The 24,631-nt window shown below is 63.5% G+C and carries 26 protein-coding genes; 22 read left to right on the top strand and 4 right to left on the bottom strand.

Translation table 11 applies throughout. The features are described 5' to 3' along the window. Nucleotides 1–4 precede the first annotated feature (4 nt). The 3 genes from IAG25_RS03360 to IAG25_RS03350 all read right to left on the bottom strand — a co-directional run bounded on the left by IAG25_RS03360 (nt 5) and on the right by IAG25_RS03350 (nt 1,475). A complete protein-coding gene (locus IAG25_RS03360; RefSeq protein WP_187603511.1) occupies nt 5–460 on the bottom strand; it encodes a RidA family protein in 456 nt (151 codons plus the stop codon). 78 nt (nt 461–538) lie between these two features. Next, complete coding sequence (locus tag IAG25_RS03355; protein WP_255503491.1) at nt 539–985, bottom strand: SRPBCC family protein; 447 nt, start codon at nt 983–985, stop codon at nt 539–541. Between the two features lie 52 nt (nt 986–1,037). After that, on the bottom strand, nt 1,038–1,475 hold the full coding sequence (locus IAG25_RS03350; RefSeq protein WP_255503490.1) for an ArsR/SmtB family transcription factor: 438 nt from the start codon (nt 1,473–1,475) through the stop codon (nt 1,038–1,040). Nucleotides 1,476–1,585: 110 nt separating this feature from the next. Between IAG25_RS03350 and IAG25_RS03345 the strand changes: the two genes are divergently transcribed. The 7 genes from IAG25_RS03345 to IAG25_RS03315 all read left to right on the top strand — a co-directional run bounded on the left by IAG25_RS03345 (nt 1,586) and on the right by IAG25_RS03315 (nt 10,954). Next, complete coding sequence (locus IAG25_RS03345) at nt 1,586–2,392, top strand: enoyl-CoA hydratase/isomerase family protein (protein ID WP_187603509.1); 807 nt, start codon at nt 1,586–1,588, stop codon at nt 2,390–2,392. A gap of 72 nt (nt 2,393–2,464) precedes the next feature. Next, nucleotides 2,465–3,337: a helix-turn-helix transcriptional regulator gene (locus IAG25_RS03340; RefSeq protein ID WP_187603508.1), complete on the top strand. Its 873-nt coding sequence runs from the start codon at nt 2,465–2,467 to the stop codon at nt 3,335–3,337. 281 nt (nt 3,338–3,618) lie between these two features. After that, nucleotides 3,619–6,618, top strand: a complete 3,000-nt coding sequence (locus IAG25_RS03335) for a xanthine dehydrogenase family protein molybdopterin-binding subunit (protein ID WP_309243918.1) — start codon at nt 3,619–3,621, stop codon at nt 6,616–6,618. Further along, entirely contained in the window at nt 6,615–7,430 is an 816-nt protein-coding gene (locus tag IAG25_RS03330) for an FAD binding domain-containing protein (protein ID WP_187603506.1), read from the top strand. Before IAG25_RS03335 ends, IAG25_RS03330 begins: the two co-directional genes overlap by 4 nt. Beyond that, complete coding sequence (locus IAG25_RS03325) at nt 7,427–7,990, top strand: (2Fe-2S)-binding protein (protein WP_375336494.1); 564 nt, start codon at nt 7,427–7,429, stop codon at nt 7,988–7,990. Before IAG25_RS03330 ends, IAG25_RS03325 begins: the two co-directional genes overlap by 4 nt. Further along, on the top strand, nt 7,983–9,506 hold the full coding sequence (locus tag IAG25_RS03320; RefSeq protein ID WP_187603504.1) for an AMP-binding protein: 1,524 nt from the start codon (nt 7,983–7,985) through the stop codon (nt 9,504–9,506). The genes IAG25_RS03325 and IAG25_RS03320 overlap by 8 nt, the downstream gene beginning before the upstream one ends. Nucleotides 9,507–9,595: 89 nt before the next feature. Then, on the top strand, nt 9,596–10,954 hold the full coding sequence (locus IAG25_RS03315; protein ID WP_187603503.1) for an MFS transporter: 1,359 nt from the start codon (nt 9,596–9,598) through the stop codon (nt 10,952–10,954). A 41-nt stretch (nt 10,955–10,995) separates the two neighbouring features. Here IAG25_RS03315 and IAG25_RS03310 read toward each other — a convergent pair whose 3' ends face one another. After that, nucleotides 10,996–11,748, bottom strand: coding sequence for a TetR/AcrR family transcriptional regulator (locus tag IAG25_RS03310; protein ID WP_035498086.1), 753 nt, complete (start codon nt 11,746–11,748; stop codon nt 10,996–10,998). A 243-nt stretch (nt 11,749–11,991) separates the two neighbouring features. On the opposite strand from IAG25_RS03310, the gene IAG25_RS03305 reads away from it, so the two are divergent. The 15 genes from IAG25_RS03305 to IAG25_RS03235 all read left to right on the top strand — a co-directional run bounded on the left by IAG25_RS03305 (nt 11,992) and on the right by IAG25_RS03235 (nt 24,506). Continuing rightward, nucleotides 11,992–12,693, top strand: a complete 702-nt coding sequence (locus tag IAG25_RS03305; protein WP_187603502.1) for an HAD family hydrolase — start codon at nt 11,992–11,994, stop codon at nt 12,691–12,693. A 13-nt stretch (nt 12,694–12,706) separates the two neighbouring features. Further along, nucleotides 12,707–13,834, top strand: coding sequence for a branched-chain amino acid ABC transporter substrate-binding protein (locus tag IAG25_RS03300; RefSeq protein ID WP_187603501.1), 1,128 nt, complete (start codon nt 12,707–12,709; stop codon nt 13,832–13,834). Between the two features lie 51 nt (nt 13,835–13,885). Then, nucleotides 13,886–15,220, top strand: a complete 1,335-nt coding sequence (locus tag IAG25_RS03295) for an aspartate aminotransferase family protein (protein ID WP_187603500.1) — start codon at nt 13,886–13,888, stop codon at nt 15,218–15,220. Nucleotides 15,221–15,239: 19 nt separating this feature from the next. After that, entirely contained in the window at nt 15,240–17,036 is a 1,797-nt protein-coding gene (locus IAG25_RS03290; protein ID WP_255503489.1) for an IlvD/Edd family dehydratase, read from the top strand. Between the two features lie 10 nt (nt 17,037–17,046). Then, nucleotides 17,047–17,817, top strand: coding sequence for an SDR family oxidoreductase (locus IAG25_RS03285; RefSeq protein WP_187603498.1), 771 nt, complete (start codon nt 17,047–17,049; stop codon nt 17,815–17,817). 98 nt (nt 17,818–17,915) lie between these two features. Next, a complete protein-coding gene (locus IAG25_RS03280) occupies nt 17,916–18,404 on the top strand; it encodes a DUF2000 domain-containing protein (protein ID WP_187603497.1) in 489 nt (162 codons plus the stop codon). Further along, complete coding sequence (locus tag IAG25_RS03275) at nt 18,401–19,135, top strand: enoyl-CoA hydratase/isomerase family protein (protein ID WP_187603496.1); 735 nt, start codon at nt 18,401–18,403, stop codon at nt 19,133–19,135. The genes IAG25_RS03280 and IAG25_RS03275 overlap by 4 nt, the downstream gene beginning before the upstream one ends. Next, a complete protein-coding gene (locus IAG25_RS03270; RefSeq protein WP_187603495.1) occupies nt 19,128–19,850 on the top strand; it encodes an NAD(P)H-dependent oxidoreductase in 723 nt (240 codons plus the stop codon). Before IAG25_RS03275 ends, IAG25_RS03270 begins: the two co-directional genes overlap by 8 nt. Then, nucleotides 19,847–20,680 (top strand): AraC family transcriptional regulator, encoded by an 834-nt coding sequence (locus IAG25_RS03265; protein WP_187603494.1) that lies wholly within the window; start codon nt 19,847–19,849, stop codon nt 20,678–20,680. Before IAG25_RS03270 ends, IAG25_RS03265 begins: the two co-directional genes overlap by 4 nt. Before the next feature lie 148 nt (nt 20,681–20,828). Further along, nucleotides 20,829–21,323, top strand: coding sequence for an MOSC domain-containing protein (locus IAG25_RS03260; RefSeq protein ID WP_187603493.1), 495 nt, complete (start codon nt 20,829–20,831; stop codon nt 21,321–21,323). Between the two features lie 117 nt (nt 21,324–21,440). Continuing rightward, nucleotides 21,441–22,274, top strand: a complete 834-nt coding sequence (locus IAG25_RS03255; RefSeq protein WP_187603492.1) for a class II glutamine amidotransferase — start codon at nt 21,441–21,443, stop codon at nt 22,272–22,274. A gap of 163 nt (nt 22,275–22,437) precedes the next feature. Further along, nucleotides 22,438–22,689, top strand: a complete 252-nt coding sequence (locus IAG25_RS03250; RefSeq protein ID WP_187603491.1) for a DUF3563 domain-containing protein — start codon at nt 22,438–22,440, stop codon at nt 22,687–22,689. 246 nt (nt 22,690–22,935) lie between these two features. Beyond that, on the top strand, nt 22,936–23,979 hold the full coding sequence (locus IAG25_RS03245) for an NAD(P)-dependent alcohol dehydrogenase (protein ID WP_035498098.1): 1,044 nt from the start codon (nt 22,936–22,938) through the stop codon (nt 23,977–23,979). 33 nt (nt 23,980–24,012) lie between these two features. Continuing rightward, nucleotides 24,013–24,327, top strand: a complete 315-nt coding sequence (locus IAG25_RS03240) for a hypothetical protein (protein WP_187603490.1) — start codon at nt 24,013–24,015, stop codon at nt 24,325–24,327. A 2-nt stretch (nt 24,328–24,329) separates the two neighbouring features. Then, nucleotides 24,330–24,506 (top strand): hypothetical protein, encoded by a 177-nt coding sequence (locus IAG25_RS03235; RefSeq protein WP_187603489.1) that lies wholly within the window; start codon nt 24,330–24,332, stop codon nt 24,504–24,506. Nucleotides 24,507–24,631: the final 125 nt, after the last annotated feature.

Raw genomic sequence — 24,631 nt, 5'->3', positions numbered from 1 at the left:
ATCTTTATCGCTTCAATTCGAAGATGCTGTCGATCTCTACCGGGATACCCATCGGCAACGTGTACACCCCTAGAGCGCTTCGAGCCGGAAGCTTGTCTTGCCCAAACAATGTCAGCAGGAGGTCACTGGCGCCATTGGCTACTTGCGGATGCTGGGTGAACGACTGATCGGCACGCACGTACACGGTCAGCCGGCTGCATCTGTCGATGTTGTCGAGCCCGCATGCCTGATCGACGCACGCCAGGATCATGAGCATCGTCAGACGTGCAGCGTGCTGAGCCCTTTCCAGAGACACATCGCCGCCGACTATTCCGACGATCGGCTTGCCATTCTCGAAGGGCCCGAGACCGGAGACATAGACTTGACTCCCCGAAATGGAGACCGTTCGATAGGAGCCGAGCGGCTCGATGGGCGGCGGCAATTCGAGGCCCGCCTGTGCGAGGCGTTCGGATACGTTCATGTTCGGCTCAGAGTGATGTGATGGAACCATAGAGTAACTCGGTCGATTCCGTTCGACGCAGCGGTACGAACGACGACTTCAGCTCCGTTCCGCCCCCGCGCCACGGGCAATCAGGAATTGATCCAGCTGCTCGAACGTCTCGGGCATCGCCTCATCCATTCCTTCGATGGCGATGTCGAGTGCTTCCTTCGACGGATAGAGTTCGCGCATCACCAGCAGCGTCTTGCCGTCCTTCTCCTCGAAGGTCACCGTCGTGACGGCGCCGTCCTCGCTTTCCTCGTTGGTCCAGACCAGGCGGGCGTTCGGCACGACTTCGAGGTATCTGCCGAAGAACGCCATGGGCGCCGCCGCCCTGGGATGCGCAAACTCCAGACGATAGCCGCCGCCGACACGGACATCCTGTTCGCAAGAAAGCAGTGTCGCGCCGCTCGACTTCGGCACCCACCACTGCCTGAACAACTCGGGCGTGGTCCACGCTTCGAACACGAGCCGCGGCGGGGCGTCGAAGGTTCGCGTGATGACCATCTCGCGATCGGACGTTCGCTCCGTCGTAGTACGGTTGTTCGCGCCGCCGGGCTCATTCTCTCTGCTTGCGACCATCGCGTTTCTCCTTGCGTTTGAGTTCCTCGATGACGGTATCCAGCGCGTCGAAGCGCGCGGCCCACGTCTGACGGTAGTGCTCGATCCAGGCCGACTCTTCTTCGAGGCGGCGCGAGCCCAGCCTGCAGGTCCGCACGCGCCCCACCTTCTCCGTGGTGACGAGCTCCGCCTGCTCCAGTATGCCGATGTGTTTCCTCATACCGGTCAGGGTCATGTGAAACCGCTCGGCGAGATCGGTGACGGACGCATCGGCGCGCATCAACTGCTCCAGCACGCCGCGCCGGGTGGGATCGGCCAACGCGGCGAACGAAGCGTCGATTCGGGTTCTTTCAGAATACTGAGCCATATGGTTCAGTATTGCATGTCTATCGAAGGCGGGCAAGGGAACGCTTTCGTGGCGCAAAATCAGACTCATGGGTAACTCGCCGGAATCAGGGGTAAGCAGGATGTCAGCGAGGCGCGGATACTTGAACCGTGGCTTAAGCAACGGATCTCGTTCAGGCATCGCTCATCGAAGGACAATTCATGACCCAGCTCGCTCACCCAGCTCATTCGCTGCTCGCTGAACTCGACGGTTTTCACGTCGAATTCAATTCCGCCGATTCGCGCGCCGACATCGTTCTGGACCGGCCGCCGTTCAATATCGTGTCGATGCATCAGCGCGAGCAATTGCGTCTGACGTTCGAAGCGCTCGACGCCAACGACGCCGTACGGGTGATCGTCGTGCGCGCCAAGGGCGAGCATTTTTCCAGCGGCGGCGATATCAAGGGCTTCATCGAGGCATCGCCCGAGCATGTGGCGAAGCTCGCCTGGAATATCGCGTCGCCGGCGCGTTGCAGCAAACCGGTCATCGCGGCGAATCGCGGCTATTGCTTCGGCGTCGGCTTCGAGCTGTCGCTTGCCTGCGATTTCCGCATCGCAACAGAAACGACGCTCTACGCGCTACCCGAACAGAAGCTCGGACAGATTCCCGGCTCGGGAGGCTCCGCGCGGCTGCAGAAGATGGTGGGCATCGGGCGTACGAAGGACATCGTGATGCGCTCACGCCGCATCACGGGATCGCAGGCTTATGAATGGGGCATCGCGACGGAGTTCGTCGCCGATGCCGAACTGGAAAGCGCCACGGATTCGCTCGTGCGCGAACTGCTCGCGTTCTCGCCGCTTGCGCAGCGCACCGCGAAGAAGCTTCTGAACGACACGGAAGATGCGCCGCTGTCGGTCGCCATCGAACTGGAAGGGCTCAACTACAGTCGCTTGCGCAGTTCCGACGACTTCCGCGAGGGCGTGGAAGCGTTTCATGAAAAACGCAGGGCCGCGTTCAAGGGCTCCTGAACCGGAGCGGGTTTAAACTCGACCGAAAATAAGCCGCGCAAAGCGGCAGCGGCATGGAGTGAGGCAAAACGAGTGTCTAGTGCGATCAAGATCTATCAGGGACGTTTTGGACGAGTGGCGCTGCTCGACATGGATGCGCCGCTCATTCAGCACGCGCATCATCACTGCCATCTTCTGATCAAGGCGGCAGGACCGGACACGTTCTTCGCCGTTCACGATGAACTCCAGCCGCTGACCGGCGACACCGCGGTGCTGATCAATCCGTGGGAGCCGCACGCGTATCGTCATATCGAACATGCCGAGCAGCGCACGGTGATTCTCGCGATGTATATCGAGCCGGACTGGCTGACCGCCATTCAGCATCCGCTCGTGAGCGGCGGTCATCCGCGCTTCTTTCCGCAGTCGTGCGTGCGCATGTCGAACCATGCGAAGAAGCGCGCCGAAGAGCTCGCGATGGAGATGTGGTGGGCGGATAGCGTCGCCGCCGGGCGTCTGGAGGGGCTGCTCTTCGAGCTGATGCTTTCGGTGATCGATCCGAGCCGAAGCTGGCACGAGTCGTCGCGGCAGATGGAGTTGGCGGGCCGGCGTCCGAACGATCCGCGCATCCGCAAGGCTATTGCGTACTTGCGCGAGAACACGGGCGCGGAACCGGACATGAATCGTCTGGCGGAACATTGCGGGCTGTCGCGCGCGCATTTCTTCGCGCTGTTTCATCGCGTCACGGGCGTGACGCCCAACGTGTATTTGAACGTGCTGCGTATGGAAACGGCGATCAACGATTTATCCGCGGGCGCGCATTCGCTGACGGACATCTCATACGATCTGGGTTTTTCGGCGCCCGCGCATTTCACGCGCTTCTTCAAGCAGAACCTGGGTATCACGCCGAGCGAGTATCGCCGCGTGGTGCAGTTGTACGAAGCGGATTCCAGGCAAGTACAGATCTGAGCGTGGACACATCCTCGCGCACGCGATCTCACGCGTGCGCTGAACTGTCGCGTCTGTCACCAGGGCTTGCCTGGCGAAAAAGCATCGGACTGTAAGGTAATTCGCCCGACCGCTTGGTAAGCGATTTTGCGCAGTCGGGCAGTACATTGAATCGATGATGCGATGTGTCTCGCCGCAAGCGCGAGACACGCTCTTACTGAACATTTCGCACAGCCATGCAGGAGACACGTGTGAGCGACACCGATACCGACATCGCCCTGAAGGAACGCAAGACGCCCACGATCGCTTCCGGTCGCGACGAAGCGCAAGCGTCCACTCGCCCGTTTGTGGGCCGCCCGATGCAACGCCTGGAAGACCCCGCGATTCTCACGGGCCGCGGCCGCTACGGCGACGATATCGCCATCAAGACAGGCACGCTGCACGCCGCCGTGCTGCGCTCGCCTTATGCGCATGCGGAGATCAGGAGCATCGACGTGAGCGCCGCGCTCGCGCACAAGGGCATTCGCGCCGTGCTCACGCGCGACGATGTGCGTGCATGGTCGCAGCCGTTCGTCGTCGGCGTGAAGTCGCCGATGGAGCACTGGGCGCTCGCGATGGATCGCGCGCGTTATAGCGGCGAGCCGGTGGCGGTGGTGATCGGCGAGACGCGCGCTATCGCCGAGGACGGGCTCGATCTCGTCAAGGTCGACTATGCGCCGCTGCCGCCGGTGGTGTCGATCGAAGCGGCTGTCGCCGACGATGCGCCGGTGCTTCACGAGAAGATCGGCAGCAACGTGGTCAGCGACCGCAGCTTTCGTTATGGCGAGCCGGAAGCGGCGTTCGACAACGCGCCGCATCGCGTGTCGATCACGACGCACTACCCGCGCAACACGTGTGCGCCGATCGAATGCGGCGTCGTGATCGCGGAATGCCTGCCGGGCAACGAAGGCTATGACGTGACCTCGAATTTCATGGGGCCGTTCTCGCTGCACGCGGTCATGTCGATGGCGCTGAAAGTGCCCGCCAATCGTCTGCGTCACAAGGCGCCGCGCGATTCGGGCGGAAGCTTCGGCGTGAAGCAGGCGGTGTTTCCGTATGTCGTGCTCATGTGCCTCGCATCGAGAAAATGCGGCTCGCCGGTGAAGTGGGTCGAAGACCGCCTCGAACATCTGAGCGCGGCGACCTCCGCGACGGCGCGCTTGGCGACGCTTGAGGCCGCCGTCGAACGCGACGGGCGCATCACGGCGCTGTCCTACGATCAGATCGAGGATTGCGGCGGCTATCTGCGCGCGCCCGAGCCCGCCACGTTCTATCGCATGCATGGATGTCTGACGGGCGCATACGACATTGCGAACCTGCTCGTGCGCAATCGCGTCGCGCTGACGACGAAAACGCCGACCGGACTCGTGCGCGGCTTCGGCGGACCGCAGGTGTATTTCTCGCTGGAGCGCCTGATTCAGCGCATCGCGGACGAACTGAAGCTCGATGTGCTCGATGTCTATCGCCGCAACTTCGTCAGGGCCGATGCGTTTCCATACCGCGCGGCAGCGGGCGCGTTGCTCGATTCGGGCAACTATCAGGAAGCGCTGCGGCGTGCGTTGGCGCAGGGCGGCCATGACGAACTGAAGACGCGCCGCGAGATCGCGCGCAGCGAAGGGCGCCTGTATGGCATCGGTTTCGCGGCGATCGTCGAGCCGTCCGTATCGAACATGGGTTACATCACGACGGTCATGCCCGCCGAAGCGCGCCGCAAGGCCGGCCCGAAGAGCGGTGCGATCGCGAGCGCGACCGTGAGCGTCGATCTGATGGGTGGCGTGATAGTCACCATTGCATCGACGCCGGCGGGGCAAGGGCATATGACCGTGTGCGCGCAGGTCGTCGCGGATGTGCTCGGTCTCGATCCGGCGGATATCGTCGTGAACGTCGAATTCGACACGCAGAAGGACGCGTGGTCCGTCGCCGCCGGCAACTATTCGAGCCGGTTCGCCGGTGCGGTCGCGGGCACGGTTCATCTCGCCGCGACGCGCGTGAAGGACAAGCTCGCGCGCATTCTCGCGAAGCAGTTCGCTTGCACGGAGCAGGACGTGTGTTTCGAAGGCGGGCGCGTGTACATGCGGCAGGCGCCCGAAAAAGCGTTACCGTTCGCGCGCGTCGCGAGCAACGCGCCGCATTGGTCGCCCGCGCTCTTGCCCGAAGGCGAGTCGCCGGGGCTGCGCGAAACCGTGTTCTGGAATCCGCCCAACATGACCCCGCCCGATGACGAGGATCGCATCAACACGTCCGCGTGCTACGGCTTCGCGTTCGACATGTGCGGCGTCGAGATCGATCGCGCGACGGGACGCGTGCGCATCGACCGCTATGTGACGGCGCACGATGCGGGCACGCTGCTCAATCCCGCGCTCGCGGACGGCCAGATTCGCGGCGCGTTCGCGCAGGGCCTGGGCGCGGCGCTGATGGAAGAGTTTCGTTATGGCGCGGACGGCAGCTTTCAGTCGGGCACGCTCGCCGACTATCTGATGCCGACGACATGCGAGGTGCCCGATCCAGTCATCGTGCATCTGGAAACGCCTTCGCCATTTACGCCGCTCGGCGCGAAGGGACTCGGCGAAGGCAACAACATGAGCACGCCGGCCTGCATCGCGAATGCAGTGGCCGATGCGCTCGGCGTGTCGGACATTCGCCTGCCGCTCACGCCGGCGAAGGTCATGGCGATGATCGGCATCGACGATCCGCCGCCGTCGCGGCCCGAGTATCGCGAGGCCGCGCCGGCGAAAAAGCCGGTGAGCGGCGGCGGCAAGGCGCTCACCGCGCAGGGCACCGTCGAACTCGAAGCGACGCCCGAGGCCATCTTCGCGGTCTTGATGAACCCCGAGGCCCTCGCGAAAGTCGTGCCGGGCTGTCATGCGCTGGAGACCATCGGACCGAATCAGTATCGCGCCGATGTGACGGTCGGCGTCGGCATGATCAAGGCGCGCTTCGAGGCGAAGATCGGTCTCTCCGACATCGATGCACCGCGTAGCCTGCGTCTCGCGGGCGCGGGCATATCGCCGCTCGGCAGCGCGCAGGGCGAAGGCCTCGTCAGGCTGGAGCCGACCGCGAAAGGCACGCTGCTCGCGTACGACTACGAAGCGCAGGTGTCGGGCAAGGTCGCGGCGGTCGGCGCACGCATGCTCGAAGGCGCGGCGCAGGTGGTATTGCGGCAACTCTTCGAATCGCTTGGAAGACAGGCATCGGGCAAGGCCGTGCGCGCGAATGCATCGTGGCTCGGACGCATGCTCGCGAAACTGCGGAGGTCGTCATGAAGCCCGCGCCGTTTGCCTATCTGCGCGCGCAGGACACGCGCCACGCGCTCGACGCGCTTGCGCAGGCCGGCGCCGACGCGCGCGTGCTCGCGGGCGGCCAGTCGCTCATGGCGGTGCTCAACATGCGGCTGGCGCAGCCGCGCTGGCTCATCGACATTTCGCGCACCGCGGAACTGAACACGGTGCGCGTGGAGTCGGGACATCTCGTCGTGGGCGCGGCGGCGACGCAAGGCAGCGTCGAATGGCGCAAGACGCTCGACGATGAAGTGCCGCTCCTGCGCATGACGTTCCCCCTTATTTCGCATTTTCAGATCAGGAATCGCGGCACCGTATGCGGCTCCATCGCGCATGCGGATCCGAGCGCGGAACTTCCGCTCGCGCTGCTCACGCTCGGCGGCGACGTCACGCTGCGTTCCGCGAAGCGCAAGCGCACGTTAAGCGCGGCCGATTTCTTTCAAGGCATGTTGATGACCGCGCGCGAGCCGGACGAACTCGTCGAGTCCGTGCGCTTTCCGCTGAAGAAGCCAGGACAACGCTTCGGCTTCACGGAATTCTCGGCGCGTCATGGCGATTTCGCGCTGGTCTCGTGCGCGGTGCTCGTCACGGACGATTCGATCCGCATCGGCGTGGGCGGCGTCGCCGACAGGCCCGTGCTCGAGTGCCTGCCGCGCCTAGAAGGCGACGATCTGCGCGGCGCACTGAACGATTTCAGTTGGAAGCTCGGCGCGCGCGACGACGCGAATGTCAGCGCGTCATATCGACGTCATCTCGTGCGCCAGCTCGGATGGCAAGTCATACAGGAGGCGAAGTGAGAAAGACCCAACACGCAGGTTCCGGCGATGCATTGCGCTTCGCACTTGCAGAAGACACATCATGCGCCGTGACGCTGGAGCTCAACGGTGTCACGCGTCGCGGCGCATGCGAAACACGCGAGCTGCTGTCCGATTTCCTGCGTCATGAGCTTGGCGCGACCGGCACGCATGTCGGGTGCGAGCATGGCGTGTGCGGCGCGTGCACGGTGCTCGTCGATGGCGTCGCGGCGCGTTCGTGCCTCATGCTCGCGGTGCAGGCGGACGGACGGCGCATCGACACCGTGGAAGGACTGTCCGCGTCGGCGCAGACGCTCGGCGATCTTCAGGAAGCGTTCGCCCGTCATCATGCGTTGCAGTGCGGCTTTTGCACGGCGGGCATCCTGATGTCGTGCACGGACTTCCTGCAACGCGTGCCGAAACCCGATGAACACGAGGTGCGCGAGATGTTGTCCGGCCACCTGTGCCGATGTACGGGCTATACGCCGATCGTCGCGGCGGTGCTCGACGTGGCGAAGCGGCGTCAGACGCATTCGCGTGAAGAGGAGGCGAGCCATGTTTGATCTCGGCCGCACGTTCATGCAATCGGTGGAGCGCTGCCCGCATGCGCTCGCGCTCGTCGACGGCGATATCGCGTTCACCTATGCGCAATGGTTCGACGAAATCGCCAGAGTCGGGACAGGTCTCCAGGCGCTCGGCCTGACGCGCGGCGATCGTCTGCTGGTCGCGCTGCAAAATCGCTGGGAGATGGCGACGCTGCATTGGGCGTGTCAGTTCACGGGCATCGTCATCGTGCCGTTGAACTGGCGTATCAAGCCCGAGGAGCTCAACTACAGCGTGACCGATGCGGGCGCGCGCGCGATCGTCTATGAAGGCGTTTCCGCGCAAGCCGTGACGCAGAGCGCGGCGGCGCAGGATATCGCGCGCATCGGCCTCGACGACGTCGAGGGTGCGACGCATGCGTTCGATGTGCTTCGAGCGTGCGCGCCTGCGCAGCTTGCCACGGAAGCGGCGGCCGACGACTACTCGGTGATGCTCTACACCTCCGGCACGACCGGCATGGGCAAGGGCGTACCGCGCAGGCATCGGCATGAGCGAGCCGCCGCGCTCGCGCATGTCGCACAGAATCTCTATCGGCACGGCGAACGCACGCTCGGCGTGATGCCGCTCTATCACACGATGGGCGTGCGCTCGCTGCTCGCGATGGCGCTCGTCGACGGACTTTTCGTCTGCGTGCGGCGATGGAATGCGCAACTCGCGCTCGACTCGATCGAAACGCATGCGTTGACCTGCCTCTATCTCGTGCCGACGCTATATCACGATCTGCTCGCCGCGCCCGGCTTTTCGAGCGCGCGCACGCGGTCCGTCACGAAGCTGGGATTCGCGGGCGCGCCGATGAACGACGGCCTGCTCAAGCGCTGCTCGGCCGCGTTCGAGCCCGAGCTCTTCGTGAATCATTACGGCTCGTCCGAGGTGTACACGTTCAGCATCGATCAGGACGCGACGAAGAAACCCGGAAGCGCGGGACGCGCGGGCCTCAACACGCGCCTGCGCGTCGTGAAGCTCGACGCCGCATCGCCTGGACAGCTTGCAGCGCGCGGCGAGGAAGGGCAGATCATCGTCGAACTGCTTGGCGATGAAGCCTTCGAAGGCTATTGGAACCGTCCCGATGCGAACACGAAGTCGTTACGCGACGGCTGGTACTTCACCGGCGATACCGGCTATCTCGATGCGGACGGCGATCTCTACGTCACCGGCCGCGTCGACGACATGATTATCAGCGGCGGCGAGAACATATCGCCGGTCGATATCGAGTCGGTATTGTCGCTGCATCCCGCCGTCGATGAGGTCGCCGTCGCGGGCGTGAAGGACGAGCGCTGGGGCCAGAAAGTAGTCGCGTTCGTCAAGCGATCGCATTACGTCGACGAGCGCGCACTCGACGAGTTTTGCCGCACCTCGGACCTCGTCAATTTCAAACGTCCGCGTGAATACGTGTTTGTCGATCAGATACCGAAATCGCCCGTCGGAAAGATACTGCGACGCAAGCTTTCCAGCGGCGAATACGAACCGGAGCGATAGGAAAGGACCGTCGCGAGGTGTCCCGGAAGGCGAGACGTAAAAATCATATAGATAGGTATCCAAATTAAAATTGGACATGGAGATCGGAAATGGACGAAGTGTACCGGCGCGATGAAGTCGCGCAAGATGTGAAGGGAAGTCAGGTGGCGGTCGCCGTCATGGCATCGTGCCTCGGATGGGCGCTCGATCTGTTCGACCTGTTCGTCGTGCTGTTCGTGGCACCGGTGGTGGGGCATCTGTTCTTTCCGTCGTCCAATCCGATGCTTTCGCTCGCGGCTGTTTATGCATCGTTCGCCGTCACGCTGTTGATGAGGCCGCTCGGCTCCGCGATCTTCGGTTCCTTTGCCGATCAACACGGACGCAAGCGCGCAATGGTGGTGTCGGTCGTCGGCGTTGGTGTTTCGACGGCCGCATTCGGCATGTTGCCGACCGTCGCACAGGTAGGCATCGTCGCGCCCGCGCTCTTCCTTTTGCTGCGTCTCGTGCAGGGCGTGTTCGTCGGAGGCGTGGTTGCATCGACGCATACGATCGGGACGGAGACGGTCAGTCTCAAGTGGCGCGGTGCGGTGTCCGGGTTCGTCGGCGGCGGTGGCGCGGGACTTGGCGCGTTGCTCGCATCGCTCGTCTATCTGGCGACGACCGCGATCTTTCCGGGCGCGGCGTTCGAAGTGTGGGGCTGGCGCTGCATGTTCTTCGCGGGCATCGTGAGTTCCGTGCTCGGCGTGTTCGTCTTCAACAGGCTCGAAGAATCGCCGCTGTGGGCCGAGCTCGCCGCACGAAAGAAGGCGGCCGCGCGCGCGAAAGGCGCGGCGCAGCAAGGGCCGGTCGCTTCGCCGTTACGCGTCTTGTTCTCGAAGAAGTATCGCTCGATCCTTTTCGTGAATCTGTTGCTGACCGTCGGCGGAGGCAGTGGCTATTACCTGACGTCGGGATACTTGCCGACGTTCCTGAAGGTCGTCACGCATACGTCGGCGACGAGCGCGGGATGGATTCTGATGTGGTCGAGCGTGGCCGTGGTGATCGCATCGACGGCGGCGGGACATCTGAGCACGCTGATCGGACGCAAGCGCAGCTTCATCTGGCTCGGCGTCGCGCGTCTGATCTGCTTTCCGCTGCTCTATCTCGCGATGCCGCATGCGGACGGCGTGTGGCTCATCGGCTTCTATGCGATCGTGTTGAGCACGCTCGGCAGTGCAGGCTATGCGCCGATCCTCATATTCCTGAACGAACGCTTTCCTACGTCGATACGCGCATCGGGAACGGGCTTGTCGTGGAATCTGGGCTTTGCAGTGGGCGGCATCATGCCGACGGTGGTTTCCGTGGTCGCGAAATCGCCTGTCGATTTGCCGGTCGTGCTCGCGGTCGCGCTCGTCGTGATCAGCGTGCTGTTCCTCATCGGTGCGTTCATCGTGCCTGAAACGATGGGTCGTCTGAACGAAGAGGACTGAATGATTCGACCCGACTGCCGCGGATTGCGCGGCTGTCGGGTTCATTGCTTCTGCGTATCCGCATCGCCCGCCAGTTGTCTCTGCAGTCCATCCAGTACGACATCGATATATCGATCGAAGCTCTGTTCGAGCGCGCGATTCGTTCCTCCCTTCCATCGCACGATGAACGCCTGATTCGACATGCGCGTCATGTTCGCGGTCAACAGCGGAAACTCATCACGATCGAGCTCCTCGAAGCGCACGCGCAGCCTGTCCTCCCATTCGTCGCGCTCATCGGCGCCGTGGCCGGCGAATTCGAGCGTGACGAATCCGACCATCGCGGTGATCACGGTGTTATAGACGTGAATCAGTTCCTCCGATTTGAAGCCCGCGGACAACAGCGTTCGAAGCACCGCTTCGACCATCACCGGATTCATACTGGCGTTCGAGATGATCTGCGAACCGAGCAGCGGCGCGACGTTCGGATGCCGCGCGACCGCGCGACGGTAGCGATGAAACAGTTCCTTCAGCCAGTCGCGCCAGCGCCCGGCGGGAAGCGGCCCGGGAATGAGATCGCCTAGCGCGCGCGTGATGACTTCGACCAGCAGTTCGTCGCGGCTCGTGACGTACCAGTAGATGGCGGTCGGATAGACGCCGAGCTCCCGCGCCACATCGCGCAGGCTGAAGTTTGCGTAACCCTTTGCGTCGATCAGCGCGAGCGCCGCCTCCACGACGCGTTCCCGCGAAAGCCCCTGGTCGCGCGCGGAGCGGCCCCGTCGCTTCTTTTCCGGCGCTGCCTCTTCCTTTTTTCTCAACGTGACTTCCCGAGTTTGAGTCCGATCGAGCGTCACTCTACTGCAATCGGTGGCGACATGCGACAAGTGCGGGAAAACCCGGCAATTCGCTCGCTTGCACGATTTAATTGTACGGCGTACAGTAAATGCAAATCGACGGCACGGACATCTCGGGCATACCCGTTTTCTGTCCGGAGAGGGTGACGCTCATGCGAGCGGCGCGACATTCATTTTGATTAGTCATACTACATAAAGGATCGGTCCATGAAGCCCAAGGCGCTTACCTTCGACTACTTCGGCACGCTCGTAGACGTGACGACGGGAGGCATACGCGGCATCGAAGCGGTGTTGCAGCAGTTCTCTCTCGATCCGGCGAAGTCCGCCGCCGACGTCTATCTCGACTGGGACATGCGCGCGGTCCAGACGTACAGGAGCCACGCGTATATGCGTTATCGCGTGGTCGCGCAGCATGCGCTCACGGGCTGTCTGGAAGCGCATGCGGAGGGATGCACCGATGGCCGGGACATGGCGGCGCTGACCGAACTGCTGCTCACGCATCTGGTGGAGTCCTCGCCGCCTTTCGACGACGCCGTCGCTTTCCTCGACTGGGCCCGTGAACATTTCGCGCTGATGCCCATCACGAACATGGATACGGACCTATGGAAACGCAGCCGTCTCGTGCGCTACTTCCAGCGGGTGACGACGGCTGAGATGGCGCGGGCCTACAAGCCTTCCGAGACGATCTTCAAGACCGGGCTCGCGACGCTCGGCCTGAATGCCGACGAGATCTTCCATTGCTCGATCGGCACCTGGGCGGACATCGACGGTGCGAAACCGCTCGGCATCCGGGTCGCGTGGATCAATCGCGGCAACGAGCGGCTGGGCGACTGGCAGGCGCGCCCGGATCACGAATTCGCCACGCTCGAACCGGTGCGCGGCGTGCTGGAACGTCTCATCGACCGGTGACAGGAGCACGATCATGCAAATAGCAGCAATCAAGACCCTCGTTCTATGTCTGAGCGTGGCGTGCGCGGCGCCGGCCGTCCATGCGGACACGCTCGTGAAGATCGGCGTGGCAGGACCGTTGACGGGCTCGCAGGCCGCAAGCGGCAAGGACAACGAACGCGGCGCCAGGCTGGCGATCGATGACCTGAACGCGAAACATATGACGCTCGGCGGCCAGCCGCTCAGGTTCGAGCTCATTTCGGTGGACGACGAGTCGGACCCGAAAGCCGGCGTGACCGCCGCGCAGAAGCTCGTGGACAGCGGGGTGATCGCGGTCATCGGCCACTGGAATTCGGGCGTGACGATTCCCGCGTCGAAGATCTACAACGACGCCAAAGTGATCATGATCACGCCCGCGGCGTCGAACCCGGCGTTGACCGTTCCGGGCTATCCGTACGTGTTTCGCCTCACCACCGACGACAACGTGCTCGGCGCGAGGATGGCCGATTACGCGGCCAATACGCTGCATCTGAAGCGCGTCGCCGTGATCGACGATCGCACCGCTTATGGCTCCGGCGTCGCGGATGTGTTCGTCGCCACGGCGAAGAAGCTCGGCATCGACATCGTGACACGCGAGTACTCGACCGATCACACGGTGGACTTCAAGGCCGTTCTGTCGAAGATCAAGCCGGCGAAACCGGACGGCATCTTCTACGGCGGCTACTACGGTCAGGCCGCCTATCTTGCCCGGCAAATGCGCGATCTCGCGGTCAGCGGGGTATTGATGGGCGGTGACGGGCTGTGCGTAGGCGAATTTCCGCGTCTCGCGGACGGCGCGCTCGACAAGAAAATGTACTGTCCGCAGGGCGGCACGCCGCTCGGCGCGTTACCGGAAGGAAAGCGTTTCGAGACGCGCTTCAAGGCCGCTTACGGCGTGAATCCGGATCAGAAGGGACCGTCGTTCTATGCAGCGACGATGATGATCGGCGACGCGATCTCGTCGGCGCAGTCGCTGTCTCCGGAAGCGCTCGACAAGACGCTGCATCAGACGACCTTCAATACGCTGTTCGGTCAGGTGCGCTTCGATCAGCGCGGCGAATGGATCAAGGCGCCGATGACGGTGTACTGGTCGGCCGGCGGATCGATCGTGCCGGTCGATTGAACGCGGGAGGGATACCGATCATGAACGAACCTCGAACAATCCAGGAAGCGTATGTCCACTGAAAACGCAGTATCGCCACAACTCGACGTGGAAGGGCTCGGCCGTGCCGCGGAGCGCGCCGCCGGCGTCTTTGCGGAGTCGAACCCGAAGAGCGCCGCCGCCCATCTCGATGCGCTGTCTGTCATGCCCGGCGGCAACACGCGCTCGGTGCTGTTCTATGCGCCTTTCCCGCTGACGATCGCGCGCGGCGAAGGCAAGCGCCTGTGGGATCTTGACGGCCACGCCTATACCGATTTCCTCGCCGAATACACGACGGCGATGTACGGCCACAGCCATCCCGTGATACGCGCGGCGATCGTCGAAGCACTCGACAACGGCCTGAACCTGACGGGTCATAACACGCTGGAGGTGCCGCTCGCGCGCCTGTTGCGCGAACGCTTCGAATCGGTCGAGTCCTTGCGCTTCACCAACTCTGGAACCGAATCGAACCTGATGGCCATCGCGGCATCGCTCATCTTCACGGGGCGCAGGAAAGTCGTCGCATTCACGGGCGGATATCACGGCGGCGTGCTGACCTTCGGCAGTGGCAACAGTCCCGTGAACGTGCCCCACGAGTTCATCGTCGCGTCGTACAACGATCTGGCCGGCGCGCAACGGATCTTCGCCGCGCATGGCGACGAAATCGCCGCGGTCATCGTCGAACCGATGCAGGTCGCGGGCGGTTGCATCGTCGGCGAACCGGCTTTTCTCGACGGCCTGCGCGATCTGACGCAGCGTCACGGCGCGCTGCTGATCTTCGATGAAGTCGTGACCTCGCGGCTGTCGGGCGGCGGGCGGCAGGCGCTGCTCGGGATCAGGCCCGACCTCACGACGTTCGGCAAGTACATCGGCGGCGGCATGTCGTTCGGCGCGTTCGGCGGCCGGGCGGACGTGATGGCGCAATTCGATCCGCGCAGGCCCGGCGCGACGCCGCACGCGGGTACGTTCAACAACAACGTGCTGTCGATGTCGGCGGGTCATGCGGGTCTCTCGCGGCTCTATACGCCGGGCGCTGCCGCCGCGCTCAGCGAAAAGGGCGAGCGGCTGCGCGCGCGATTGAACGGGCTATGTCGAGAGCGCGGCGTGGCGATGCAGTTCACGGGTATCGGATCGTTGATGAATCTGCATGCGGGCGTGCATCCGATCCATTCGGTGGAGGACTTCGTCGAAGGCGAGTCGCCGCTCAAGGACCTGTTCTTCTTTCACATGCTGGAGCGCGGCTGCTATGTCGCACGGCGCGGCTTCATCGTGCTGACGCTCGCGCACGACGAAGGCGATCTGGAGCGCTTCGCGCAAGCGGTGGCGTCGTTCGTCGATCGTCATGAAGCGCTATTGGGCGCACGCTAGATCATTCATGGAGACATCGTTGAATTCCCCTCAGTCACCGGCCGAACCGAAGCGTCTGCGCAGCCGCCGCTGGTTCGACGACCCGTCGAATCCCGGCATGACCGCGCTCTATCTCGAGCGCTACATGAACTTCGGCATCACGCGCGAAGAGTTGCAGTCGGGCAAGCCGATCGTGGGCATTGCGCAGACCGGCTCTGATCTCGCGCCGTGCAACCGGCACCATCTCGAACTGGCGAAGCGCGTGCGCGACGGCATTCGCGACGCGGGAGGCATTCCGCTCGAGTTTCCCGTGCATCCGATCCAGGAAACCGGCAAGCGTCCGACGGCCGCGCTCGACCGCAATCTCGCGTATCTCGGTCTCGTCGAAGTGCTGCACGGTTATCCACTCGATGGCGTCGTGCTCACGACCGGTTGCGACAAGACCACGCCCGCCTGCCTGATGGCGGCGGCGACGGTCAACATTCCGTCGATCGTGCTGTCGGGCGGACCGATGCTCGACGGCTGGCATCGCGGCAAGCTGGCGGGGTCGGGCACGGTCGTGTGGGAGGCGCGCAAGGAACTCGCGACCGGCCAGATCGACTACGACACGTTCATGGAGAAAGTGGCTTCGTCCGCGCCATCCGCCGGGCATTGCAATTCGATGGGCACCGCGCTTTCGATGAACGCGCTCGCCGAGGCGCTCGGCATGTCGCTGCCCGGTTGCGCGTCGGTGCCCGCGCCGTACCGCGAGCGCGGCTGGTTCGCCTACGAGACGGGCAGGCGCATCGTCTCGATGATTGCGGAGAACCTGCGGCCGTCGGAGATCATGACGCACGAGGCGTTCGAGAACGCGGTCGCGCTCGCGGCGGCGATCGGCGCGTCGTCGAATTGCCCGATCCATATGATCGCGATTGCGCGTCACATCGGCGTGGACCATACGCTCGACGACTGGCAACGCGTAGGCGCGCAGATTCCGTTGCTGGTCGATTGCCAGCCGGCCGGGCGCTTTCTCGGCGAGGCGTTCCATCGCGCCGGCGGCGTGCCTGGCGTGATGCGCGAGCTGCTGCACGCGGGCCGGCTTCATCGCGATGCGATGACCGTGACGGGACGCACGCTCGCGGAGAATCTCGCCGGCGTCGCCGAGCCCGACCGCGAGGTGATTCGCGCCTTCGATACACCGCTGAAAGCAGCGGGCGGTCACGTCGTGCTGAGCGGCAATCTGTTCGATAACGCCGTGATGAAAGTCAGCGTGATCGACGCGCGCTTTCGCGAGCGCTTTCTCTCGAACGCCGCCGATCCGGACGCGTTCGAGGTGAAGGCAGTCGTCTTCGAAGGCCCGGAGGACTATCACGCGCGCATCGACGATCCTTCACTCGACATCGACGAACACTCGATCCTGGTCATGCGCAATTGCGGCCCGGTGGGTTATCCGGGCGGCGCGGAGGTGGTCAACATGCAGCCGCCCGCCGCGCTGATCCGGCGCGGCATCGACACGCTTCCGACCATGGGCGATGGCCGTCAGAGCGGGACGTCGGGCAGTCCGTCGATTCTGAACGTGTCGCCGGAAAGTGCGGTGGGCGGCGGGATCGCGCTGCTCAGGACCGGCGACCGCCTGCGTATCGATCTTGGCGCGCGGCGTGTCGATCTGCTCGTATCCGCCGATGAACTCGCCGCGCGACGTGCCGTATGGAGGCGGCCCGAACTCGCGAACCAGACGCCGTGGGAAGCCATCTATCGAAGTATGGTGGGGCAGCAGGGCAGCGGCGCGTGTCTCGAACCGGCGACGCTCTTTCTGAACATCGTCGAGGCGCGCGGCGAAGCGCGCGACAACCATTGACGGAGCGCGCATGAATCGACTGGACGGCGCGCAGGGGCCGCGCGTGGGCGTCGTGACGGGCGCGGGCTCGGGCATCGGCAGGGCGGCGGCAATCGAATTGCTGCGCGACGGCTGGTCCATCGCGCTGCTCGGCAGGCGGCGCGAGCCGCTCTTCGAGATCGCGCATGACCCCGAGTTCGCGGGCCGCGCGCTCGCGTTATCGTGCGACGTGTCGGATGCGACGGCGGTGGCTTCGTCGTTCGATGCGGTCGTCGCGCATTTCGGCCGGCTCGACCTGCTGTTCAACAACGCGGGCGTCGGCAATCCGCCCGGGCCTTTCGATACGTGGACAGCGGAGCAATGGCGCGGGGTCGTCGACGTGAACCTCAACGGCATGTTCTTTTGCCTGCAGCGCGCGTTCCGGATCATGTCGGCGCAGACGCCGCGCGGCGGCCGCATCATCAATAACGGTTCGCTATCGGCCTGGGCGCCGCGGCCCAATTCGACGGCCTACACGGCGACCAAGCACGCCGTCACGGGCCTCACGCGCTGCGCGTCGCTCGACGGCCGCGCGCATGACATTGCCGTCGGCCAGATCGATGTCGGCAATGCGCACAGCGCGCTGGCATCGGCGATGGCGCACGGCGTGCCGCAGGCGAACGGCGAGCTCGCAGCCGAGCCGCTGATCGACGCGGCGATAGTCGGGCGCTCGGTCGCGTATCTTGCGAGTTTGCCGCCCGATGCCAACGTGTTGTTCCATACGATCATGGCGACAAAGATGCCGTTCGTCGGCAGAGGCTGATCCGGATGTGCGCGCGGCGCCGGTCCGCGCCGACCTCGACTCGATAGGCTCGGCTCGCTGCAAAATCGTCCAATACTTTTGGCAATGGAATGCCTAGCATGCTCTCCAGGGTCGATTTTTTCAGGAGAGAGACATTGCTGTTGCATACCGAAGCAATCGCGGCGGACGCGCAGAAAGTGCCGCCGAAGCTGGAGCGTTGTGTGATCGTCGTCGATGAAGCGTTGCCGCCGGGCAAGGCGTCGAACGCTGCGGCGGTCGTGGCGTTCACCCTGGGCCAGCGCCACAGCCGTCTCGTCGGTGCGCCTTTGGTCGAGCGGGACGGCACGGCGCATCCGGGCCTCATTCCCATCGGCATTCCGGTACTGAAGGCAACCGCTCTTCAACTGAGCGAGCTTCGCCGGAAATCGCTCGCCCAGTGTGACGTTGTGGACTTTCCCGTACAAGGGCAGGCCACCACGGATTACGCCATGTTTCTCGAAGCCGTGGAGGCGCACGCCGGCGAATCGCTTCAATATCTGGCGGTCGGACTGGTCGGCCCCAGGAACCGTGTCAGCAAACTGGTCGGCGGCTTTTCGCTGTTTGCATGATGGAAGCGCGAATTACATCGGAGCGCATCGGTCGGATCTGGTCTGTCAGTTTGAACCGCCCCGACAAGCGGAACGCGCTCGACGGTCTGATGTTCGATGCGCTGGCGAACTCGCTGCGCATCGCGCAGGGCGACGAACGCGTGCACTGCGTGCTGCTGCAAGGAACCGGCGAGAGCTTCTGCGCGGGGCACGATACCGCTGCGTTCGGCACACTGTGGCCGCAAGCCGAAGACGGTGCGATCCGGCGATGCATCGCGGCGTTCGCCGAGCAGCCCAAGCCGCTGATTGCCGCTGTCAACGGCGCGGCTGTTGGATTCGGCGCCACGATGCTGTTACACGCGGACTGGGTGGCCGCCGGCGAAAGCGCGACCTTCCGGTTTCCGTTTTCCGATCTCGGTATCGTGCCCGAAGCGGGAGCGACAGCGTTGCTGGCTCGCAGGGTAGGCGATCTCGCGGCACGCGACTGGCTGATGAGCGGCCGCGCGGTAACGGCATCGGAAGCCTTGCGGCATGGCTTTGTGTCCCGCGTAGTACCGGACGCGGACGTGCGCGCCGTTGCAAACGAATACGCCCAGCGCCTAGCCGCTAAACCGCCGGGTGCTTTGCAGACCACTCGGCGTTTGATTCTGGAAGGCGCTACGTTACCGGCGCGAGAGGCGATCGAGCGGGAGTTCTTCCATCTCAATGCCTTCATTCCGGCGTGCATCTGGAGATCGATTCCTCATGGCTAAAGTCCACCTTGTTCACGCTCACCCCGAGCCGCACTCGTTCTGTTCAGCAATGGCCCGCGAAGCCGAACGCGTACTGAAGTTACGCGGTCACGATGTGAGCTTCTCTGACCTGTATGCGCTCAACTTTGATCCCGTGGTTCGCGCCAGCGAGTTCACCGAGCGCGCCAACAACGACTATCTGGTCTATGCACTGGAGCAACGGCACGCGCTCGAGCACGATGCGCTTGCACCCGACGTGCGGCGAGAGGTCGAGGCACTGTTGGCCAGCGACACGCTGATGCTGGTGTTTCCGCTTTACTGGTTCTCGGTGCCCGCGCTGATCAAGGGCTGGATCGACCGCTGCTTCCTGTCGGGCGCGATGTATGGCGGCAAGCGTATCTACGGGCGCGGCGGCATGGTCGGCAAGCGCGCCGTGATCGGCGTGACACTCGGTGGTCGGGAGCACATGTTCGGCGCTCAAGGTATTCATGGTGAACTGGCGAGCGGCATGTTGCGTCATTTGCTGCAAGGCACGTTGGGATATGTGGGCTATGAAGTGGTTGAGCCGTTCTTCGCCTGGCACGTTCCCTATTGCTCGGACGCTGAGCGGGCCGACACATTGGCGCGCTGGTGCGACTTCATCGATAGCCACGACACGCGACCGCGCATCACAATGCCGCTGCTCGAGGATTATGATGACGTGTTCAGAGCACTTCCACGGACGGTTTCATCATGAAAGCTGCATCGGCGATTCGTTCGGTCAAGGTCTGGCGCGCACCCGACGTAATGGACGCCGTCATGCTGAAGGGCCAGTTCGTCGGCCACCGGTATCCGCCGCACGCACACGATACGCATTGCCTCGCGGTCATTACCGGCGGGAAATTGGCGGTCGAGGTTCGGGGACAGCGACGCATATGCCGGCGCGGTGATGTCATCGTCATCGATGCCGACGTGGTGCATTCAGGCGCCGCTGCCGGTGACGGCCAATGGAAGATGCGCGTCGAACATGTGCAGCCTGCGGAACTGGCCGCCTACTGTGACCGGCTTGGCATTCCACGGCGCGAGCGATTCGAACTGGAGAGCCCGTTTGTCGTCGACAATGCGTTGTCGCGGCACCTCTACGGCGTGAACTGGTGTTCCGAGAAAAACGACGATCCTTTCAAGCGCAGCGAGGCCCTGGCCTGCGCTATCGTTGGTTTGTACGCGCGCCACCCTGGACGCTCCGGCGACCTGCCTACAGTGCGAAGCGAACCTGCTCTGGTACGTGCGATAAGGCGTCGCTTGCGCGAAGACCTTCATGCGAGGGTGACGTTGTCGACGCTTGCGTCGGAGTTCGGCGTTACGCCGTTCGTGCTGTTACGCGCTTTCGTGCGCGAGGCGGGACTGAGTCCTCATGCCTTTCAGCAGCAGGAACGCTTACGTGCAGCGATGCCGATGCTGCGCGACGGCAGACCTATTGCAGAAGTCGGCGCTCGAACCGGCTTTGCGGATCAGTCACACTTCACGCGCGTCTTCAAGCAGCAGACCGGCGTGACACCGAAGATCTATCAGGCTGCGTTTTCATGAATCGTTCGACGAATATTCGGTCATAGCGAGCGTGTGACGATCATCGCGCGGCCAATGCCGCCGCCAGGCCATTTCCGCATTAAACCCCCTTTGAACCTACCGCATGGCATGACCGATAAAATCGTGCGAATCACTCACGGTTAATGCCATGCCGCTCAATCCCGATTCCCCTCTCGCACGTCTCATGAATGCTCCGGTGAGGCCGGGCAAAGTCGTATGGATAGGCTTGCGCGGCACGCGGCGCGAGCCGCTCGACGTGGTCGAGTTCGCACTCGCGCTGACGGACGGCGGTCTCGAAGGCGATCACTACAGCCGCAAGGGCGGCAACCGGCAAGTGACGCTGATTCAGGCGGAGAGCCTGCGCGCGATAGCGAGCCACCTCGGTCTCGATGACGTTTCGCCCCTGGATCTGCGGCGCAATATCGTCACGGCGGGCATGAATCTTCACGCGCTGAAGGACCGGCGCTTTCGTATCGGCGGCGCGGTGCTGGAAGCGAGCGGGGAGTGTCATCCGTGCTCGCGCATGGAAGAGGCGTTCGGCGTGGGCGGCTATAACGCGGTGCGCGGATTCGGCGGCATCACGGCGCGCGTCGTCGAAAGCGGCAGGATCGATCTTTCTAGCGTGATCGAACCGCTGCGCTGATCGTGATACAGGCGAACAGCGTTTTCGAGGTGGAGCGTGATTACGTGTATCGTCGTTCCTGCTACCGTGCGTCGGCGCGCGCAAGTCATGCCGACCCGCTTCTCCAGGAGACATCTCATGTGCCGCTGGCTCGCCTATTCCGGCAAACCGCTTCAGCTCGAAACCGTACTGTTCAACGCGAAGCACTCGCTGATCGATCAGAGCCTGCATTCGCGGCTTGGCCACACGACGACCAACGGCGATGGCTTCGGAATCGGCTGGTATGGGCATCCGACCGACATTCCGTTTCGCTATCGCTGTATCCAGCCGGCATGGAGCGATCGCAATCTGCGTGAAGCCGCACGCGCGATTCACGCGCCGCTGTTCGTCGCGCATATTCGCGCGGCGACCGGCACGCCGTCGCAGGAAACCAACTGTCATCCGTTTCGTCACGGCCGGTGGCTGTTTGCGCACAACGGCCTCGTGCGCAACTTTCCGGTGATGCGCCGCGATCTCATGGTTGCGATCGCACCGGAGCTATTTCCGTCGATCGAAGGATCGACCGATTCCGAAGTGCTGTTCTTCCTCGCGCTCACATTCGGTCTGGAACTGGCGCCTGTCAGCGCGCTCAAGCGAATGGTGGCGTTTGTCGAGGAAACCGGCCGCCGCCACGGCGTGGAGAATCCGCTGAACATGACCATCTGCGCAACCGACGGCGAGCAGATCGTCGCGGTGCGCTATTCGAGCGAAAGAGAGTCGCGCTCGCTGTTTCATAACACGTCGTTCCGTCATCTGCACGAGTTGTATCCCGACGATCCACGCATCGCGATGGCCGGGGAAGATGCGTTTCTGGTTCTGTCGGAGCCGCTCGGCGATTTGCCGGGATGGTGGCAGGAGATTCCGGAGAGCACGGTAGTAGTGGCGCAAGGCGGCGAGATCGAGCAATTTCCTTTCGAGCCGCAAGCAGCCTGAGTGCCTCGCGCGGGATCTCGAGTCAGCTCGCCGGCCCGCTCATTCCAGCCTAATTCACGGCTTGTAACCTGCTTTGCATCGGCGGTGCATGCAAGGCAGCCTCAGGAAAGAGACGACATATGCGCTGCGGCAAACGCCGAACTAACCCGACAAGGAGCACATCATGTCCGCACTCTTTTCTCGCCTGGTCGGCCGGCTGATTTCCCGCTACAGCGTGTCTGCGCATCGCGCCCGTTACGCTCGTTACGCAGCGGCGGATGATCGCGGCGATCTTCAACATCGCATGCGCCAGATCGAAGAAGAGGTCCGCGCCAACGGCATGCCGCTGCGCGGCGCGGTATCGCGTGACAGGCATGCGTTTGCTCGCATCGTGATTGATCAGGACGACAGCGCGCGGCGAAAAGAGCCGGTCTGATCGTCTGCGCTGGCCGTCGCAAGTTGCGACATCCTCATACGACAAAGCTTCGTCAAAGTGTCCGAAACTGCGACACGTCTCCCCAAAACCCGCCCGGAGTCATGCGCGTATCGTGTAGCCGATTGCCGCGAAGGCGTGCAGGAATCCGGGTTCTGCGCGCATCGGTCTTCATTGGCGTAATCCTTGCTCCAGAGGCTCGCGGGCAGCGCCGCGCTGACTCGACGATAACGACCAAGGAGACATAACGTGAAGGCTGCCGTGCTGCATGAGTACGACGAAACCTTGTCCCGCGACGAATTCGTTCGCTATGAAGACGTCGAAACGCCCGACATCGTCAGGCCGACCGACGTGATCGTCCGCATCGGCGGAGCAGGCGTGTGCCGCACCGACCTGCACGTCGTCGAGGGAATCTGGCGCAGCAAGGTCGATGTCGCGCTGCCCTACATCATGGGCCACGAGAACGCCGGCTGGGTCGAGGCCGTCGGGCGCGCCGTCGAAAGCGTCAAGGTCGGCGATCCGGTGGTCTGTCATCCGCTCGTCACGAGCGGCCACTGTCTCGCGTGCCGGCGCGGCGACGACATGCACGCAACCGAGAGCCGCTTTCCCGGCATCAACGCGAATGGCGGTTACGCCGAATATCTGTCGACCGGCGAACGCTCGCTGATCCGTCTGCCATCCACGCTCGCGCCGAAAGACGTCGCGCCCTACACCGATGCCGGCCTCACCGCATATCGCGCCGCGAAGAAGGCGTCGCGTCACTTGCTGCCCGGCCAGTTCGCCGTGGTGATCGGTGCGGGCGGACTGGGGCATATCGGCATTCAGGTGCTCAATGCATTGTGCGCGGCGGAGATCATCGTCGTCGATCGTTCGGAGACCGCGCTTGCGCTAGCGAAAGAGTGCGGCGCGCATCACACCGTGCAAGGCGGCGAAGGCGAAGTGGAACGCGTGCTCGAACTGACGCACGGCAACGGCGCGGAAGCCGTGATCGATTTCGTCGGCGAAGGCGATGCCATCGCGAAGGGTCTCGCGATGACGCGCAACGCGGGCTTCTACTACATCGTCGGTTATGGCGGGAAGATCGAAATTCCGACCATCGACATGATCACGAGCGAAAAGACCATCGTCGGCAATCTGGTCGGCACCTATCCCGAACTCGTCGAGCTGATGGCGCTCGCGGATCGCGGGCTCGTGCATCTGGCCACGCGCGAATACCGGCTGAGCGACGCGAATCAGGCGCTCAAGGATCTGCATCACGGCAGGATCAAGGGACGCGCGGTCCTCATTCCCTAGCAGCCGGTCAACAGGACTCGAACGGAGAGCGTCATGGCGGCGCAAGGCAATGTCACGCCCATCTCGGAGCGCGTGCGGCTCGTGATCGCGCTGACGCAGATCAATTCGGATCATCTGCGCAGCCAGAGCCGCGTCGCGGGCGTCGAGATCGAGCTGGAAGGCGCGCTGGCGGCGAATCCGCCCGAAGCGCGCACGTCGCAGCAATGTCTGAACATCGAGATGCTGCGCGAACGGCTGCACGAGGCGAACGAATCGATGCGCGCGCTCGAGGAAGAACGCGCGCGTCTCACGGCTGCGCTGGCGGACTTGGAAGCGGCGGCGCGCCGGATCTCGGAACCAGGGAGATGAACATGACGACCGATGCAACCACGAAAGAAGCGTTCTTCGAACGGCTGGGCGCGCTGTCCGACGAGATGATCGGCGTGTTCGGCCGCGACTTCGCGATGGGCGCGCTGATCGTTGCCGCGCGCTGCATCGCGCAAGGTCAGCCCGTTCAGAACGAATCGACGCCTGCGAACAGCCCGTGAACGATGTCGCAGATTAGGACACCGTATGAACGCACACGTCGCGTTCCACGACACGATCGCAAGCGCAGCCTTGCCGCATGGGCCCGAAGCGCATGGCACGCTTGTCGCTCTATATCGGGCCGTGC

The organism is Caballeronia sp. EK (assembly GCF_014384845.1).
Lineage (GTDB): Bacteria > Pseudomonadota > Gammaproteobacteria > Burkholderiales > Burkholderiaceae > Caballeronia > Caballeronia jiangsuensis.
The sequence above is the reverse complement of the archived record's forward strand: the minus strand, read 5'-3'. Positions and strand labels throughout refer to the sequence as shown.